Genomic DNA, 14,731 nt, shown 5'->3' with positions numbered 1-14,731 from the left:
CCCAACAGGTTTCTCTGTGTGTCTTTCATGTTTCCCACTCCTCAATATGCTGCGCAAAAATAGGTGTCAAATGTATATCGACAGCTTTTGGCATTAATTGAAGATATGAAAATTATAATCATACAAATTTAATGTAATTTCCTGCGTAACAAAGGGAGACACGGAGTGGAAGATTGGATTATGATTGCCTACCCGATTTGCCTGAACGTATTCAGGTCATTCTAGGTAATAGCTCTAAGAAAGCCCGGGTCGCCGACGATAGAGGTACTCCCCGCAGCGTCGCAATTCCGATCCGCCGTTCAGGAATCGGTGGCTTCAAAGGGATTTCAAAGAGCTTACCGGACTTCAGCTCCTCGGTGATGTAATTCCGCACGACAAAAGCAAGACCAAATCCGCTGCTGGCGAATTGCACGAGAAGATCCACGCTTCCCAGCTCGAATTCAGGCTCCAGCTTTACTCCACATGAAGCGGCATAATGATCCAGATAACGTCTTGTGCTGCTTCCCGGCTCCAGGATCAGCAGAGGATAGTGATGGAGGGCTTCGATGGCAAGCGGGCCTTCTGCCGCCAAATTCTGAAAGTCCTTTCCTCCGACAAGACTGTCCTGGATCGGTTGGCTCTCGTAGAATTCGACCTGTTTGTCAGATGCAGGCAGACTGACTATACCGAAGTCGATTTTTCCTTCCTTAAGCAGCGTTATTGTCTCTGGTGTCGTCCGGTTAGTGACCCGGATTCTGATCCGGGGGTGCAGGGCATGAAACTGCTCCAGATACGGTAACAGGAAATATTTGCACAACGTGTCACTTGCCCCGATTGCGATTTCTCCGCTGTTCAAGTTATTCATCTCTGCAAGGGCCTTTTCTCCGATATCTACGAAATTGAAAGCCTGCTCCAGGTAATGAAACAGTACCTCGCCTTCCTTGGTCAAGATGACTCCTTTAGCAGTGCGGAAGAACAACTGTCCACCAAGGGAGTTCTCCAGCTGTTTAATGGTATGGCTGACAGCCGGTTGAGTGATATGAAGATGCTCTGCTGCCCGCGATAAGCTGCCAGTTCTGGCAATCCAATAAAAGACTCGGTACCATTCCAAATTGATAGGCATTCATATTACCTCTCTTTATACCTAGTATTACTAATATGCATTATTCTAATATATTTTGCTTAGATTATCATTAGTTTTGTAAGCAAATTAGGATTGGAGGCTATGAATATGACAGTAACAGCAATCGTGGGTGCAAATTGGGGAGATGAGGGCAAGGGGAAGGTGACGGACATGATGGCAGCTGCTTCATCTTATGTGGTGAGATATCAAGGCGGAAGCAATGCAGGACATACGATAATTAATCCTTTCGGGAAATTCGCGCTGCGGATGCTTCCTTCCGGGGTTTTCTATTCCAATGTGGTGAATGTTATCGGCCCCGGAGTGGCTGTGGATATCGAAGTGCTGCTGCATGAACTGGAATCATTAACCGTTAGAGGAGTCCCGGCCCCTCAATTACGAATATCGGAGAGAGCCCAAATTGTACTGCCAGTGCACCGGTTGCTGGACGAGCTCGAAGAGAACCGGTTAGGAGGCCGCAGCTTCGGTTCGACGAAACGCGGGATTGCCCCGTTCTATTCCGATAAATATGCAAAGCTTGGAATTCAAATCTCCAGCTTATTCAACAAGGCTTATCTTCGTGAACGTTTGGAAAATCTGTTGGAGAGTAAAAATATACTGCTCCGGCATCTTTATGGACAGTCAACGATTCAGGTAGAGGAGTGGTTAGCCAAGTTAAGCGAGCAGGCAGAGGCTATCGCTCCTTACCTGTGCGATACAACAGCGTTGTTGCATCATGCCTATCGGAATGGAGAAGGGATTCTGCTGGAAGGACAGCTTGGGGCGCTTAGAGATCCTGACCATGGGATATATCCTTTCACGACTTCATCCTCTACACTTGCCGGATATGCTTCAGTAGGGGCCGGGCTTCCGCCGTATTCGATTGAGAAGATCGTAGCGGTAACAAAGGCTTATTCCAGTTGCGTCGGCGCAGGGCCATTCGTTGTGGAAATGGAAGACAGCAAAGGCGATGAGCTTCGAAGCCGGGGTGGAGATGCCGGTGAGTACGGAGCGGTAACAGGACGGCCTAGGAGAGTAGGCTGGTTTGATGCGGTCGCGACGCGATATGGCTGCAGAATCCAGGGAGCAACCAGCGTAGCTCTTACAAACCTGGATGTCCTGGGTTATTTAGATGAGATTCCGGTATGTGTGGGATACGAGATCGGGGGGGAAGTCGTAGACGAATTCCCTTACCAGGATAAGTTAAGCCTGGCCAAACCCGTATATAAACAGTTTCCGGGCTGGAAATGCGATATATCGCAGATTACAAAGCTGGAAGACTTACCGGAAGCCGCAAGAGATTATATCGATTATATAGAATCAGAACTGGGAGTGGGGATTACGACGGTATCTGTCGGCCCGAACCGGGAGCAGGTTATCCTCCGCCAGTCACAGGTGCATAGAGGGTAGGCTAATCCGGAGTATTGCAGCTCAGCAACTAATTCACAATACTCGCGTCTAAAAGAATAGATTCCAGTATCATCCATTCGGAGCATTTCACAGGGGGATTTATTCTATGTACTCACATCGTTCGTTTATTCAGAATCACCGGCTGGCGGCAGTTTTGGCAGCGGGTTTGTTCGCACTGGCCGCTTTCTTCGGGCTTGGCAGCGCATATGCCCATGCGGACCGCTGGGAGGTGTTTGACCAGGGCGAGCATTTATTTTTTCCGGAGGGGCCAATTGAGATTGACGGAGTGGTTATGGTGCCCCTGCGCCCGATAGCGGAGCGGTTTGGCTATACCTTTGTGTCCGTAAGCAATAAGGAAATTGTGCTTAAGAATGCGGAAGGGCACAGAGCCGTAGTCCGGCTGGGCACCAAAACAGCTTTGCTCGATTATGACGGCGGTTCGAAAACGCAGCTGATGGCGCAGATTCCCCGCAACTACAACGGTGCATGGTTTATTGATCTGGCGCTGGCAGGAGCCATGGGCGGGCAAGGACACTCTACAGTTCCCGGGACAAATCTGATTCAGCTTCGTCCCGTGTCAGGCGATGCCCAGGAGCAGCTGGAGCAGCAGTATTGGTTCAACTTCATGGATAAGGGCAAAACGGTATTTGTTAATAATCAGGGGCAGGAGCAGCTACGGACTTCCAATACTCCGGTGTATGACTTTGGTTATGAAGAACTGCTTCCGGTGAAGACATCCGCCTATACGGCTGGTTTCATGAACCGGGCAGGAGAACTGGTGTTAGATACGCCGCATTATCAAGTGGGACAGTTCTATGAGGGGCTGGCCTGGTTCAAGGATATGGTCAAGACGGGAAGCAGCGGCTTTTCAGTGAAAATGGGCTTTATGAACCGTGCAGGCAAGATCGTCATTCCGGCAATCTACAGCCGTGTGTATGATTTCTCGGATGGGCTCGCGAAGGTAGCCGGAGGCAAAACCTTGTACATCGACCACAGTGGAAAAATAGTTATACCAGGCGTATCCGGGCTGCAGAATAGCGAGTCGTTCTCGAATGGTCTGGCGCTCGTTACTGTACGTACCACAAGCGGCGGTAAAAGCGTCATCCGGACCGGCTTTATCGACACTAAAGGGAATTGGGCAATCAAGCCAATCTATGACTCTGCGAGTTCGTTCTCCGAAGGCGTTGCTACCGCGGCATTGAACGGCAAAAGCGGTCTCCTCGATACCAAAGGAAAGTTGATTCTGAAGCCTGAATTCAGTACTGGTAATGGGTTCGTAGGGCAGTTCCATGACGGTTATATTGTGCTGACGCTGAGCGGAGGAGAATACGATTATACACAGCGGCTTGTTGATGCTAATGGGAATATTAATGCCATTCCAGGTGCCGATCAAATTAATGGGTATGGCGATGGCATGATTTCTTATAAGGACGGCGGGTACGGCTTCAAAAATGTGGCGGGCGATGTGATCGTAAAGCCTTCTTTCTCATATGTACGGGATTTCAAAGCCGGAGCAGGCAAAGGGTTCAAAGATATCAACAATGAACAATCCGCATATCTGATCAATAAAGCAGGGGGAATCGTCTGGAGTACAAAATAGCATAAACTCTGATCCACTCGAATGTTAGGATACATCAATTATGATTTGGCTTAGATCATTGTTTTCGATAGGGCGGTAAATTAGAATTTGTAGTATAAGTTAGTTATTGAAAACGCATTCACCTTCACAAAGGAGTCGGGAACATGCTTAGAATAGCAAAAGTTGAAAACGGGACGGTCCAGGGACTGCCGGCAGCCGATCCCCGGATAACAAGCTTCAAGGGGATACCCTTCGCTGCTCCGCCTATAGGCGACAACCGCTGGCGGGCGCCACAGCCGGCTGCAGACTGGGAGGGTGTGCTGCATGCATACCAGTTCGCACCGGTCTCCATGCAGGTAAGGCAAGAGCTGGATGATAATAACATCTATACCCGCGAATGGGCCGTAGAACCGGACATTGCGATGAGCGAGGATTGTCTGTACCTGAATGTGTGGACTCCAGCTAAACATCCGGGCGAGAAGCTTCCCGTATTCGTATGGTATTTTGGCGGAGGTCTGCAGGTAGGCCATCCGGCTGAGATGGAATTTGACGGCGAACGTATCGCACGCAGAGGCATAGTGGTAGTGACAATCAACTACCGTCTGAATGCTTTCGGATTTCTTTGCCATCCCGAAATAACAGCGGAAGCGCCGGAGGCGCCAGCCAATTTTGGCAACCTCGATCAACAGGCAGCGACCCGCTGGGTGAAGCGCAATATTGCGGCATTCGGAGGCGATCCGGACAATATCACCATCGGCGGACAGTCTGCCGGCGGCGGGAGTGTCATGAGCCAGCTGACTTCACCCCAGAACGAAGGTCTTTTTCAGAGGGCGATTGTTGAAAGCGGGATTTTCACGAAGCTGTATCCGGGAACCCTGCTGCCTCCTCACCGCAGTGATCTGCAGGAGGCTGAGCATGACGGTACCCGGTTCTTCAATTACCTGGGCGTATCTTCGCTTGCAGAAGCCCGGCAACTGGATGCGGTCTATCTTCGGGACAAGGCCGTGGAGTACGGGGCATTCTGGGGCACGGTCGCAGACCAGAGATTCCAAACAGGCAACCCGTTCGATTTGTTTCTTCAGAACAAGCGCTTGAAGGTGCCGGTAATGTTGGGCCATACCTCCTCGGAGTTCTTTAGCACCCCTGGCGCCGTAACATTTGACGAGCTCAAGAAGCTGGCCGCAGATATGTTCGGTGAGGATGCCGGTACATTTCTCGAGCTTTGCGGGGATCAGACTGTTCCAATAGAGGAAGCCAGACAGAGAGCTTCGGTTAGCGGAATAGAATATGCGATTCGCATTGCTGCGCGGGCCAATGCCGACACCGGCAGCGAAACTCCGCTTTACTATTATAATTTCGATGCTGAAATACCGGGCTGGGATAATCCCGGCACCTTCCACTCTGTGGATCTCTGGTTCTTCTTCGAGACGCTTGCCAAATGCTGGAGGCCTTTTGTTGGCAAGCATTATGATTTGGCCCGGCAGATGTGCAATTATTGGGCCCATTTCATCCGTTCCGGAGACCCGAACGGCCCAGACTCCACAGGAGCGGAGTTACCCCGGTGGGAACCGTATACCCCGGACGCGCCGTACGGGATGCTGTTTGCAGACAAGGCGGAGTTTTCCAGACAACAACCGGAGGCCATGATGGATTTCCTGGTTCAGCAATATTTCAAGAACTGCGAATAAACCGGTTTGATTGGAGGTCTCCCATGCTAGCGTTTGGCCTGCTTCTGGAAATTTCTCGGCGTAAGCCCGGTCATTTGCTTGAATTGCCGGCAGAAGTGTTCCACATTCTGATATCCGCACCGTGAAGCCACATCGGCAATGCTCTGGGCATTGTAAATGAGGTATTCCTTCGCCATGCGGATCCGGCTGCTGATGACATCATCCATACAGGAGATTCCGAAGCTTTTTTTGTAAATGCTCTGGAGATAGCCTGGGCTAATGCAGAGAAAATCAGCCATTTTTGAAACAGTCCAGTAGTCTCCGGGGTTGCCTTGAATAGCCGTGCGCAGCTTCAGCAATTTGTAGTATTGAGGTGTAATATTATCCTGGAAATAGGATTCCCACAGTTTGTTGAACAAGGTCCGGAGCAGATAATCGATGGAGGATTCTTTGCAATTCCGGTCGAAATTGTGTTCGCTGACCATCAGCTCAAGCAGCTTTTGGCAGTAGTCAGGGTCATTTAACGCAAAGGGCACACCCGAAGGAAGCGGAGACTCCGTAATATAGGGTTCATTGGATTCGAAGCGGATCCAGTCATTGACGAAATGACCGGCGCTGGCCCGGTAATAGACTTTTTGCTGTGGACGATAGAGGATTACATTGTGAGCGGGATAGAGCTTAAGTCCGCCATGTACCCAGAACTCTGCTGGAGTCTTGGTAATAACAAGCAGCCAATGAGAACCTACGGGAACATCAATAACGAAATTACCAGCGTGTGAAGTATTGCACTCAACATAGTGGATAAGAGCCATCACGTTCTCCTCCTGGCAGGGTATCGGATTTAATGAATCTCGCGGAATTCCTCCGGCGTGATTCTCGTTGCTTTGTTAAACAGACTCCAGAAATAATTGGGCGTTAGCCCTGCCTTCCCGGCCCGCAATTCCAGCTCGAATGGAAGGTGGGCTTTTTTGTGCATCTCGGGCAACAGTTCGGTTATTTTGTCCAAATGATTGGTGCTCCGGGAAGGGCGCAAGAAATTATAGTGTTCAATTTCATGAAATAAATCTTCAAAGGCCGACTGCAGCAGAGAATCATACTTCTGGATCCAGATTGACGACCCGGAATACCGGTTCTCCAGAAAGTAAGCCGGGAACGCATGACCGTTAAACTGAATCTGGAATATATTCTACTGGTCCTCTTCGGAGCAGTAATAACGCATACGGTCGTTCGGGAAATGAAGAAAAGCATCACCCCGCTTCCACTGGCGATATAATGCAAACTGAAATCTCTGATTCCATTCGGCCGGTTCACGTTATGGTCGTACGGCCGGATGTAGTTTCCCACGCAATGCGGAAAGCAGAAAAAACGGAATTCCGATAAATTAGGCAAATAATAAGCTCGCATGTTGTTGCCGTTTCACCTTTCCTATAGCTTCCAAAGCTTAATATAGTTTCAGTAATAGTATAATAATATTATTTCGTCAAGGGTTTTGGATAATGCCCCCCATAATGAAGGCATCGAACAGCAGAACCTTCTCGGCTCGTTTGTTAAATCTATCACAGGGATGCGGAGGATTGTGACGAACCGGCGGTCAAAGGGACTTTTGAGCCGGACACCAAACCCAAGCCAATTGCGATGAGGGCAAATTGAGTTTAAAGTACCGCATCAGGTATTGTGTCAATGCCGGATAAGTGAAGTAAAAATGTGAGCGTTGTCAATAAATAGATGCCTCCCCCATAATGAAAGCGTAACCAAATAAAATCTGTACTATTTGAACTGGGGGTTGACTATGAACACAGGTACAAGGAATGGTTCGGTATGGCTGAAAAGCACTTCAATACTGCTCCTGTCTGCACTGCTGTTGTCCGCTTGCTCGGGCAAGTTAGAATCCGGTAACGGCGGCAAGGAAGCGGCAGCCGGCAATGATCCGAAGGCAAGCGCATCCGTCGATGAGAGCCCGCTCGGGAAATATGATCCTCCGATCGAAGTATCGTTCGTCAGAGACCTCAGCGATGTGGTAGAGAATAACGTGCTTGGTGTGCTGAAGGATGAGACGATTGATAACAACCGCTGGACCAAGTTATACGAGGATCAGCTCGGAATCAAGATCAAGTATAACTGGATTGTGAAGGGCAGCCAGACCTCGGATCAATATTTGCAGAAGATCAATGTCACCCTGGCCTCCGGCGACTTGCCGGATGTGACTCCGGTCAACGCCACACAGCTCAAGCAATTGGCCGATTCAGACCAGATTGAGGATATGACGGCGCTATATGAAAAGTACGCCTCCCCGTTCACCAAAAAGGTGCTCGCCGGGGAAGGGACGAGTGTATTCGACGCGGCGACCTTCGACGGGAAGCTGATGGCGATTCCGAGCCTGGAATCCTCCATTGAACGGTCGATGTACATCTGGATTCGTACCGATTGGCTGGAGAAGCTGGGACTGCAGCCGCCGAAGAACATGGCGGATGTGCTTGCCATCTCCGAAGCCTTCGTGGAGAAGGATCCGGACGGGAACGGCAAGAAGGATACCATGGGCCTCGGCATCACCAAGGATCTGTGGGGAGGGGCAATGGGGCTGGAAGGCTTCATGGCCGGGTACAATGCTTACCCGAATATCTGGGTGGATGACGGCAGCGGCAAGCTGGTCTATGGCAGCATTCAGCCTGAAGTGAAGCAAGCGCTCCAGGTGCTCCAGGATATGGCCAAGAAGGGACAGCTCGACCAGGAGTTCGGGGTCAAGGACGGCGGCAAGGTCTCTGAGCTGATCTCCGCAGGCAAGATCGGGATGGAGTACGGGGAGCAATGGAATTCCATCTGGCCGCTGCAGCTTAATCGTGACAATGATCCCAAGGCGCAATGGCAGGCCTTCCCGATTGTCTCGGAATCGGGCGATACGCCGAAGGTGCCGCTTAAATTCAGCACCACTCGCTTCTTCGCGGTCAAGAAGGGAGCTCCGCACCCTGAAGCTGTAATCAAAATGTTCAATCTGCATGTGGAGAAGAACTGGGGCGAGACGGCCGAATTCGACAAGTACTATGCACCGCCGGAAGCGGAGAGTGTCTGGCAGCTGTCTGCAGTTACACCGTATCCGGTAACGAAGAATGTGGACGCCTTCCGTGAAATTGATGCTGCCCGCAAGGCCGGTGATTTCTCCACCCTGAAAGGCGAAGCCAAGACGATCCAGGGCAAGCTGGAGTCCTATGCTTCAGGTTCAACGGAGGGCTTCTCTCTATGGGGCTGGGAGCGGATCTATGGCGAGCAAGGTTCCATGGGAATAGCTGACCAGTACATCAAGAATGACCAGTTCCTGCAGGAGAAGTTCGTCGGCGCTCCGACACCGACCATGGTCGAGCGCAAAACGACGCTTGAAAAGCAGCAGAATGAAATATTCGTCAAAATTATTTTAGGTGATCCTATCGACAAGTTCGACCAGTTTGTGAAGGATTGGCAGAAGCTGGGCGGGGATCAGATTACGCAAGAGGTCAATGAATGGTACGAATCGACTAAGAAATGATGTGCCCCGGAGGATAACGATGAGAGCAAAGCTGCGAAAAGAACTGCCGCTTCATTTGATGCTTGTGCCGGGTCTGGTGATGATTATCCTGTTCTCTTATGTGCCCATGGCCGGTGTCATGATTGCCTTCCAGAAGTTCATTCCGGCCAAGGGGCTGTTCGGAGATCAGAAGTGGATCGGCCTGGATAACTTCGAATATGTGATGAATCTGCCGAGCTTCACGCAGGTCTTGTGGAATACGCTGTTTATTTCGAGTCTCAAGCTGATTCTGGGTCTGATTATTCCGCTTGTATTCGCAATACTGCTGAACGAGCTGACCAGTAATTGGATCAAAAGGTCCGTGCAGACCGCGATCTATCTGCCGTATTTTCTGTCCTGGGTCGTGCTTGGGGGGATATTGATTGATATTCTGTCCCCTTCGGGCGGGATCGTTAATGAATTTCTCGGGTGGTTCGGCGTCTCCAAGATCTTCTTCCTGGGCGACAATGACTGGTTCCCCTTCACGCTGATCACTTCGGATGTCTGGAAGAACTTCGGTTACGGCACCATTGTGTATCTGGCGGCGATTACGGGGATTGATCCCGGATTGTATGAAGCAGCTACCATTGACGGAGCTAACCGCTGGCACAAAACCTGGCATATTACCATTCCGGGTATACGCATGGTTATCGTTCTGCTGTCGGTGCTCAGTCTGGGACAGCTGCTGAATGCGGGATTCGATCAGGTCTTTAATCTGTACAGTCCGCAGGTCTATGAGAGCGGGGATATCCTGGACACCTTTGTCTACCGGATCGGTCTGCTGGATGCACAGTATGGAGTGGCGACCGCTGTCGGCTTCTTTAAATCAATCATCTCGCTCACCTTAATTTCCAGCTCCTATTTCCTGGCTTACCGTTTTGCCAAATACCGGATCTTTTAGAGGAGGGAGTACCCATGGAGCAACGGCTTACGCCTAAGCAGGCGGAATGGACTCCCATTCGCCCCAAGAAACGCCTGGACTGGATTGCGGTGTTGAATGCAGCCGTTCTAATCATGGTTTCACTGCTGTGTATATTGCCTCTGATTCATATTGTAGCGGTATCCTTCAGCTCAAGTGCAGCGGCTTCCGCAGGGTATGTCAGGCTCTGGCCGGTAGACTTCACACGGGCCTCCTATATGTATACGATGAGCCGTACTGAATTCTGGCAGTCGATGCTTGTCTCCCTGACCCGAATCGGCATCGGAACTCCGCTGAATCTGCTTTTGACCATTCTGGTGGCGTATCCATTATCCAAAGAATCACATGCCCTGCGGTTCCGCAGCGTGTATGCCTGGGCTTTTTTCGTTACCATGCTGTTCAACGGGGGACTGATTCCCTGGTATACGACCATTAAAGAGTACGGCTTGCTAGACTCGATCTGGGCGCTTGTGCTGCCCGGTGCGGTTCCGGTGTTCAGTGTGGTGCTGCTGCTGAACTTCTTCCGGGAGATTCCGAAGGAGCTTGAAGAAGCGGCGCTCATAGACGGGGCAGGCCATTTTCGGACCGTGTGGTCCATCTTTGTACCCATTTCCAAGCCTGCGCTCGCTACACTTGCCTTATTCTCGATGGTCGAGCACTGGAATAGCTGGTTTGACGGCTTGCTGCTAATGGGGAATCCGGCCAATTATCCGCTCCAGAGCTATATTCAGACGATTGTCATCCAGCAGAATCTGTCGAACATGTCACGTGACGCGATGCTGGACCTGGCGCTGATCTCGGACCGGACGCTCAAATCCTCCCAGATCTTCCTCGGCTCCCTGCCGATTATCCTGGCGTATCCGTTCCTGCAGAAGTATTTCGTGAAGGGGATTGTACTCGGCAGTGTCAAAGGCTGACCTCAGTGAAGTTATGCAGCAGCCTGCGGATCTCCCGGAATTCAGGCTATAATGGTGGAAAATGATTCTTGGAGGCCTGGGCATTGTTGTTCCAAAAGGATTTCTCACTGCGCAATACGATCTTTCTGCGGATGATTGTGACCTTTCTGCTGATTATGCTGCCTATTCTTATCTTTGCCGTCTATTTGTATCAATGGATTGTGCAAACCGCAAGTGCGGACATTAGAAGCTCAGCCAGTGCCCAGACGGTATTCTATCTGAGTGATATGGAGAATGAGATCGAGCGGATGAAATTGCTGCAATACAGCCTGCTGGAGGATGAGGATCTGAACAAGCTGGCGCTGACCTGGGAGACGCTGCCGACCATTGACCGTACGGAGAACCTGAATTCGCTGATGAAGCGGTTGTTCATCGTGCAGAACAGCAGTACGTATATTAAGGACGTAAGGGTTCATATCATGACTATAGGCAGAACCGTCTCGTCCGTTGGCGGCGTACGTGAGATCGAGCTGAAGCGCTTCCGCGAGATTCGTTCGGTCTTCGGAGACCGCGGGTCCCAGGTGATTGAATGGGAGGGAGGCTTGTATCTTAGTGCGATGAAGCAGCGGGGCATCAAGGGGGCAGAGCCGCTTTTGACAGTTGAGATCGAGCTGGACACCCAGGAGCTGCGGGCGGCGCTGGGCCAATTCAACACCTATCCGGGCAGTGGTACGCTGCTGCTCTCAGACCGTGCAAGCTTTGCACTGTCCAGTGTAACGGGAGATCTGGCCCAGTCGGACCCTTCCCAGTACTCCCCCAAGATCCGCTCAGTTGCCTCCGGGGAGCGACTAAGGATTGCAGGGGCACCTTATTATATTGTCCAGGCGGGATCCCAGGAGCTGGGCTTGTCCATCTACCGGATGATCCCGGAAGGCATCATCAAGACCCCGCTAAGCAAATTCTACACCTGGGCCTGGGTATTTGCCGTAGCTGCGCTTGCCATCATCATTGCCTTTGCGCTGTCCACCTACAAGTTCATTCATAAGCCCATGCTGACGCTGGTGAAGAGCTTCAGGAGAATGGAGCAGGGAGATCTGGATATTCATATTAAGCATGAATCGAGGGATGAATTCCGGTATTTGTACAGCCGCTTCAATCAGATGGTAAGCAATCTGCAGTCCTTGATCGATCAGGTGTATAAGCAGACCATCATGGCGCAGCGGGCAGAGCTGAAGCAGCTGCAGTCACAGATTAATCCGCATTTTCTCTATAACAGCTTCTTCATTCTGAATACCATGGCCAAGACCGGCGACACCGAGCGGATCGAACAGCTTACGACCATGCTCGGCGAATACTTCCAATTTGTGACCCGGAACGCTTCCGATCTGGTCACCATGGAACAGGAGATTCATCATGCGCGGATGTATACAGAAATTCAAGCCATGCGCTTCTCCCGGCGGATCGGGGTCCGCTTCGATCCCCTGTCCGAGGAGCTGAAGCGGGTGTCCGTTCCCCGGTTGATTGTCCAGCCGATTGTGGAGAACGCGTTCAAGCATAGTCTGGAAAAGAAAGCGGCAAAGGGCTTGATCATTGTCCGCTTTGAGCAAGAGGGCTCTGAAATCCGTGTGATCGTGGAAGACAACGGAGACCGGCTCACAGATGAGACGCTGGCACAATTGAATGATTCCCTTAAGGTGTGTCAGGAGCAGGCAGAGACGACCGGACTGGTGAACATTCACCGGCGCCTTCGCATTACCTTCGGGGAAGAGAGCGGCTTGCTCGCTGAGCGGAGTGCACTGGGCGGACTAAGGGTGACCATCCTTCTTAGAGCTGGAGGTGAGCATACGGGTGTACAGGCTGATGATCGTTGACGATGAAGAGATTATTACCGATGGCCTGGCGGTTATTTTTGGCAAAATGGACCTGGGTCTGGACATCTACAAGGCTTATTCGGGCCAGGAGGCGCTGGATCTGTTACACCGCACCCGGGTGGATATCGTTCTGTCCGATATATGTATGCCTGAAATGGACGGGCTGGAGCTGATGGAGCATATTCGCAAGAGCTGGCCACAGTGCAAAATCGTGTTCCTGACTGGACACAGCGACTTCAATTACGTCTATCAGGCGATACAGGCTCCGGGAGTTCAATATGTGCTCAAGAATGAAGGTTATCCGAAGCTGATTGAGGCGGTCAAACGTGCGCTTCTGGAGCTGAAGGACACGATGCAGGTCAATGATCTGATCCGTCAGTCCAAAGAGCAGCTTAACACGCTGGAGACCTTGGCTCAGGGAGATTACTTCCGCCATCTGATTCACAGTGTCAAAATGGATCAGGAGGTGGCGGAGGACTTCAGTCGGCTGCAGATTCCGCTGGATGCTTCAAAGCCTATGCTGATCGCACTGGGCAGCATAAGTGATCCTGAGTCCTCCCGGACCTATTCCGACCGCCAGGAGACAGCGCTTGCGGTTAAGTTCCTGTCGGAGAAGCTGCTGAAGGAGCGGACGGTAAGCCTCGGGGTCATCGACCGGTACGGCGACCTGATCTGGCTGATTCAGCCTGAGCAGTCAAGGGATCTGGATAGGGCGGAGACTTTTGAACAACTGGGCAAATTTCTGGAGGGTACCTTCGAGCTTATTCAACAAGCCTGCCGGGAGTCGCTGGAGGTCGGGATTGCCATTACCCTCAGTGCAGAAGAGTCGCATTGGGCCAGGCTTCCCATGCTGTACGACAAGGCAAGACAGGTGCAGCATTACCGCGCGGGTGACGGGGAACGGATGGTGCAGAGGGTGAACCTGAATGAGGCGGCTGTGCCGGACCCCGGCCGTGACCGGTTCCTGCGGGACAAGGTGGATACCTTGGCTGCGCATCTGGAGGCAGGCCGCAAGGAGGAGTTCCTTCAGCTGTTCGGGGAGATGGCCGGACCGGCGGGGCAGGACCGGGGAAGATGCAATCCTTATCTCACCGAGCTGTATTACACGATTGCCCTGATGCTGATGTCGTATATCAACCGCTGGGAAGCCGATGAGGCGATAGGCGTGAGCGGTCTGATGCAGCTGGAGGTCCACCGTACTCTGGGAGAAGCGTTCCGTTATCTGCGGGATACGGCAGAGTTTCTGTTCTCGGTCAGGAAGAGCGGGGAGCAGAAGCGGGCAGCGGGGGTCATTGATACAATCTGCTTATATATCGAAGAGAATCTTACCCAGGATCTGTCGCTGGTCCGGCTCTCGGATGTGATCCATTTCAATCCCTCCTATCTGTCCCGACTGTTCAAGCAGGAACGCGGAATAAATCTGTCCGAGTACATTGAAGACATGCGAATCCGCCAGGCCAAGGACCTGCTGAAGAGAGGGGAGCTGAAGGTCGCGGAGGTCGGTTCGTTAATCGGTTATGTGACCCCGCAATCCTTCACCCGGGTGTTCAAAAAGTGGACCGGAACTACGCCGCAGGAATACCGTACGGATATGATCAGCGGTTGAATGGATAAAAGAATCGCTCCTTCGGGATGTTCCCGGGGAGCGATTTTTGGTGTGCAGCTATTATGGCTTGAGATTTATAACATACCATGAGGGTGAAGTGGCGGAAGAGAAGTTTGAACTGTAGGAGCGATAGCGTTCGCCTTTAGGTT

At 51.5% G+C, this 14,731-nt stretch carries 11 protein-coding genes; 8 read left to right on the top strand and 3 right to left on the bottom strand.

Going from position 1 to position 14,731, the window contains the following annotated elements; all coding sequences use genetic code 11:
- Positions 1–211: 211 nt before the first annotated feature.
- Positions 212–1,102: a LysR family transcriptional regulator gene (locus MKX70_RS26895; RefSeq protein WP_039306225.1), complete on the bottom strand. Its 891-nt coding sequence runs from the start codon at positions 1,100–1,102 to the stop codon at positions 212–214.
- A gap of 108 nt (positions 1,103–1,210) precedes the next feature.
- Here MKX70_RS26895 and MKX70_RS26890 point away from each other — a divergent pair, with 108 nt between their 5' ends.
- The 3 genes from MKX70_RS26890 to MKX70_RS26880 all read left to right on the top strand — a co-directional run bounded on the left by MKX70_RS26890 (position 1,211) and on the right by MKX70_RS26880 (position 5,776).
- Complete coding sequence (locus MKX70_RS26890) at positions 1,211–2,509, top strand: adenylosuccinate synthase (protein ID WP_340841219.1); 1,299 nt, start codon at positions 1,211–1,213, stop codon at positions 2,507–2,509.
- Between the two features lie 106 nt (positions 2,510–2,615).
- Positions 2,616–4,109: a WG repeat-containing protein gene (locus MKX70_RS26885; RefSeq protein WP_340841218.1), complete on the top strand. Its 1,494-nt coding sequence runs from the start codon at positions 2,616–2,618 to the stop codon at positions 4,107–4,109.
- Positions 4,110–4,252: 143 nt separating this feature from the next.
- Positions 4,253–5,776, top strand: coding sequence for a carboxylesterase/lipase family protein (locus MKX70_RS26880; protein WP_042235139.1), 1,524 nt, complete (start codon positions 4,253–4,255; stop codon positions 5,774–5,776).
- A gap of 26 nt (positions 5,777–5,802) precedes the next feature.
- Here MKX70_RS26880 and MKX70_RS26875 read toward each other — a convergent pair whose 3' ends face one another.
- Together MKX70_RS26875 and MKX70_RS26870 are read right to left on the bottom strand one after the other, a co-directional pair.
- On the bottom strand, positions 5,803–6,567 hold the full coding sequence (locus MKX70_RS26875; protein WP_042235141.1) for an AraC family transcriptional regulator: 765 nt from the start codon (positions 6,565–6,567) through the stop codon (positions 5,803–5,805).
- Between the two features lie 29 nt (positions 6,568–6,596).
- A complete protein-coding gene (locus MKX70_RS26870; protein WP_156123096.1) occupies positions 6,597–6,761 on the bottom strand; it encodes a hypothetical protein in 165 nt (54 codons plus the stop codon).
- A gap of 783 nt (positions 6,762–7,544) precedes the next feature.
- On the opposite strand from MKX70_RS26870, the gene MKX70_RS26865 reads away from it, so the two are divergent.
- From MKX70_RS26865 to MKX70_RS26845, 5 genes are all read left to right on the top strand, one after another.
- Positions 7,545–9,272, top strand: coding sequence for an extracellular solute-binding protein (locus MKX70_RS26865; RefSeq protein ID WP_340841217.1), 1,728 nt, complete (start codon positions 7,545–7,547; stop codon positions 9,270–9,272).
- 19 nt (positions 9,273–9,291) lie between these two features.
- On the top strand, positions 9,292–10,191 hold the full coding sequence (locus MKX70_RS26860; protein ID WP_042235145.1) for an ABC transporter permease: 900 nt from the start codon (positions 9,292–9,294) through the stop codon (positions 10,189–10,191).
- 113 nt (positions 10,192–10,304) lie between these two features.
- Positions 10,305–11,126, top strand: coding sequence for a carbohydrate ABC transporter permease (locus MKX70_RS26855; protein WP_445323719.1), 822 nt, complete (start codon positions 10,305–10,307; stop codon positions 11,124–11,126).
- Positions 11,127–11,209: 83 nt separating this feature from the next.
- Entirely contained in the window at positions 11,210–12,976 is a 1,767-nt protein-coding gene (locus MKX70_RS26850) for a sensor histidine kinase (RefSeq protein WP_340841215.1), read from the top strand.
- Positions 12,954–14,582 carry a response regulator gene (locus MKX70_RS26845; protein ID WP_042235150.1) on the top strand — a complete coding sequence of 543 codons (1,629 nt, stop codon included), beginning with the start codon at positions 12,954–12,956 and terminating at the stop codon, positions 14,580–14,582. The genes MKX70_RS26850 and MKX70_RS26845 overlap by 23 nt, the downstream gene beginning before the upstream one ends.
- Positions 14,583–14,731 lie beyond the last annotated feature (149 nt).

Origin of the sequence: Paenibacillus sp. FSL R7-0312, assembly GCF_038004445.1 — a bacterium.
Taxonomy (GTDB): Bacteria; Bacillota; Bacilli; order Paenibacillales; family Paenibacillaceae; genus Paenibacillus_AQ.
The sequence above is the reverse complement of the archived record's forward strand: the minus strand, read 5'-3'. Positions and strand labels throughout refer to the sequence as shown.

What these genes read in the sequence shown, in the direction of transcription:
- MKX70_RS26895 (WP_039306225.1), bottom strand. Translation starts at nt 1,102, where the DNA reads ATGCCTATCAATTTGGAATGGTACCGAGTCTTTTATTGGATTGCCAGA.
- MKX70_RS26890 (WP_340841219.1), top strand. Translation starts at nt 1,211, where the DNA reads ATGACAGTAACAGCAATCGTGGGTGCAAATTGGGGAGATGAGGGCAAG.
- MKX70_RS26885 (WP_340841218.1), top strand. Translation starts at nt 2,616, where the DNA reads ATGTACTCACATCGTTCGTTTATTCAGAATCACCGGCTGGCGGCAGTT.
- MKX70_RS26880 (WP_042235139.1), top strand. Translation starts at nt 4,253, where the DNA reads ATGCTTAGAATAGCAAAAGTTGAAAACGGGACGGTCCAGGGACTGCCG.
- MKX70_RS26875 (WP_042235141.1), bottom strand. Translation starts at nt 6,567, where the DNA reads ATGGCTCTTATCCACTATGTTGAGTGCAATACTTCACACGCTGGTAAT.
- MKX70_RS26865 (WP_340841217.1), top strand. Translation starts at nt 7,545, where the DNA reads ATGAACACAGGTACAAGGAATGGTTCGGTATGGCTGAAAAGCACTTCA.
- MKX70_RS26860 (WP_042235145.1), top strand. Translation starts at nt 9,292, where the DNA reads ATGAGAGCAAAGCTGCGAAAAGAACTGCCGCTTCATTTGATGCTTGTG.
- MKX70_RS26855 (WP_445323719.1), top strand. Translation starts at nt 10,305, where the DNA reads ATGGTTTCACTGCTGTGTATATTGCCTCTGATTCATATTGTAGCGGTA.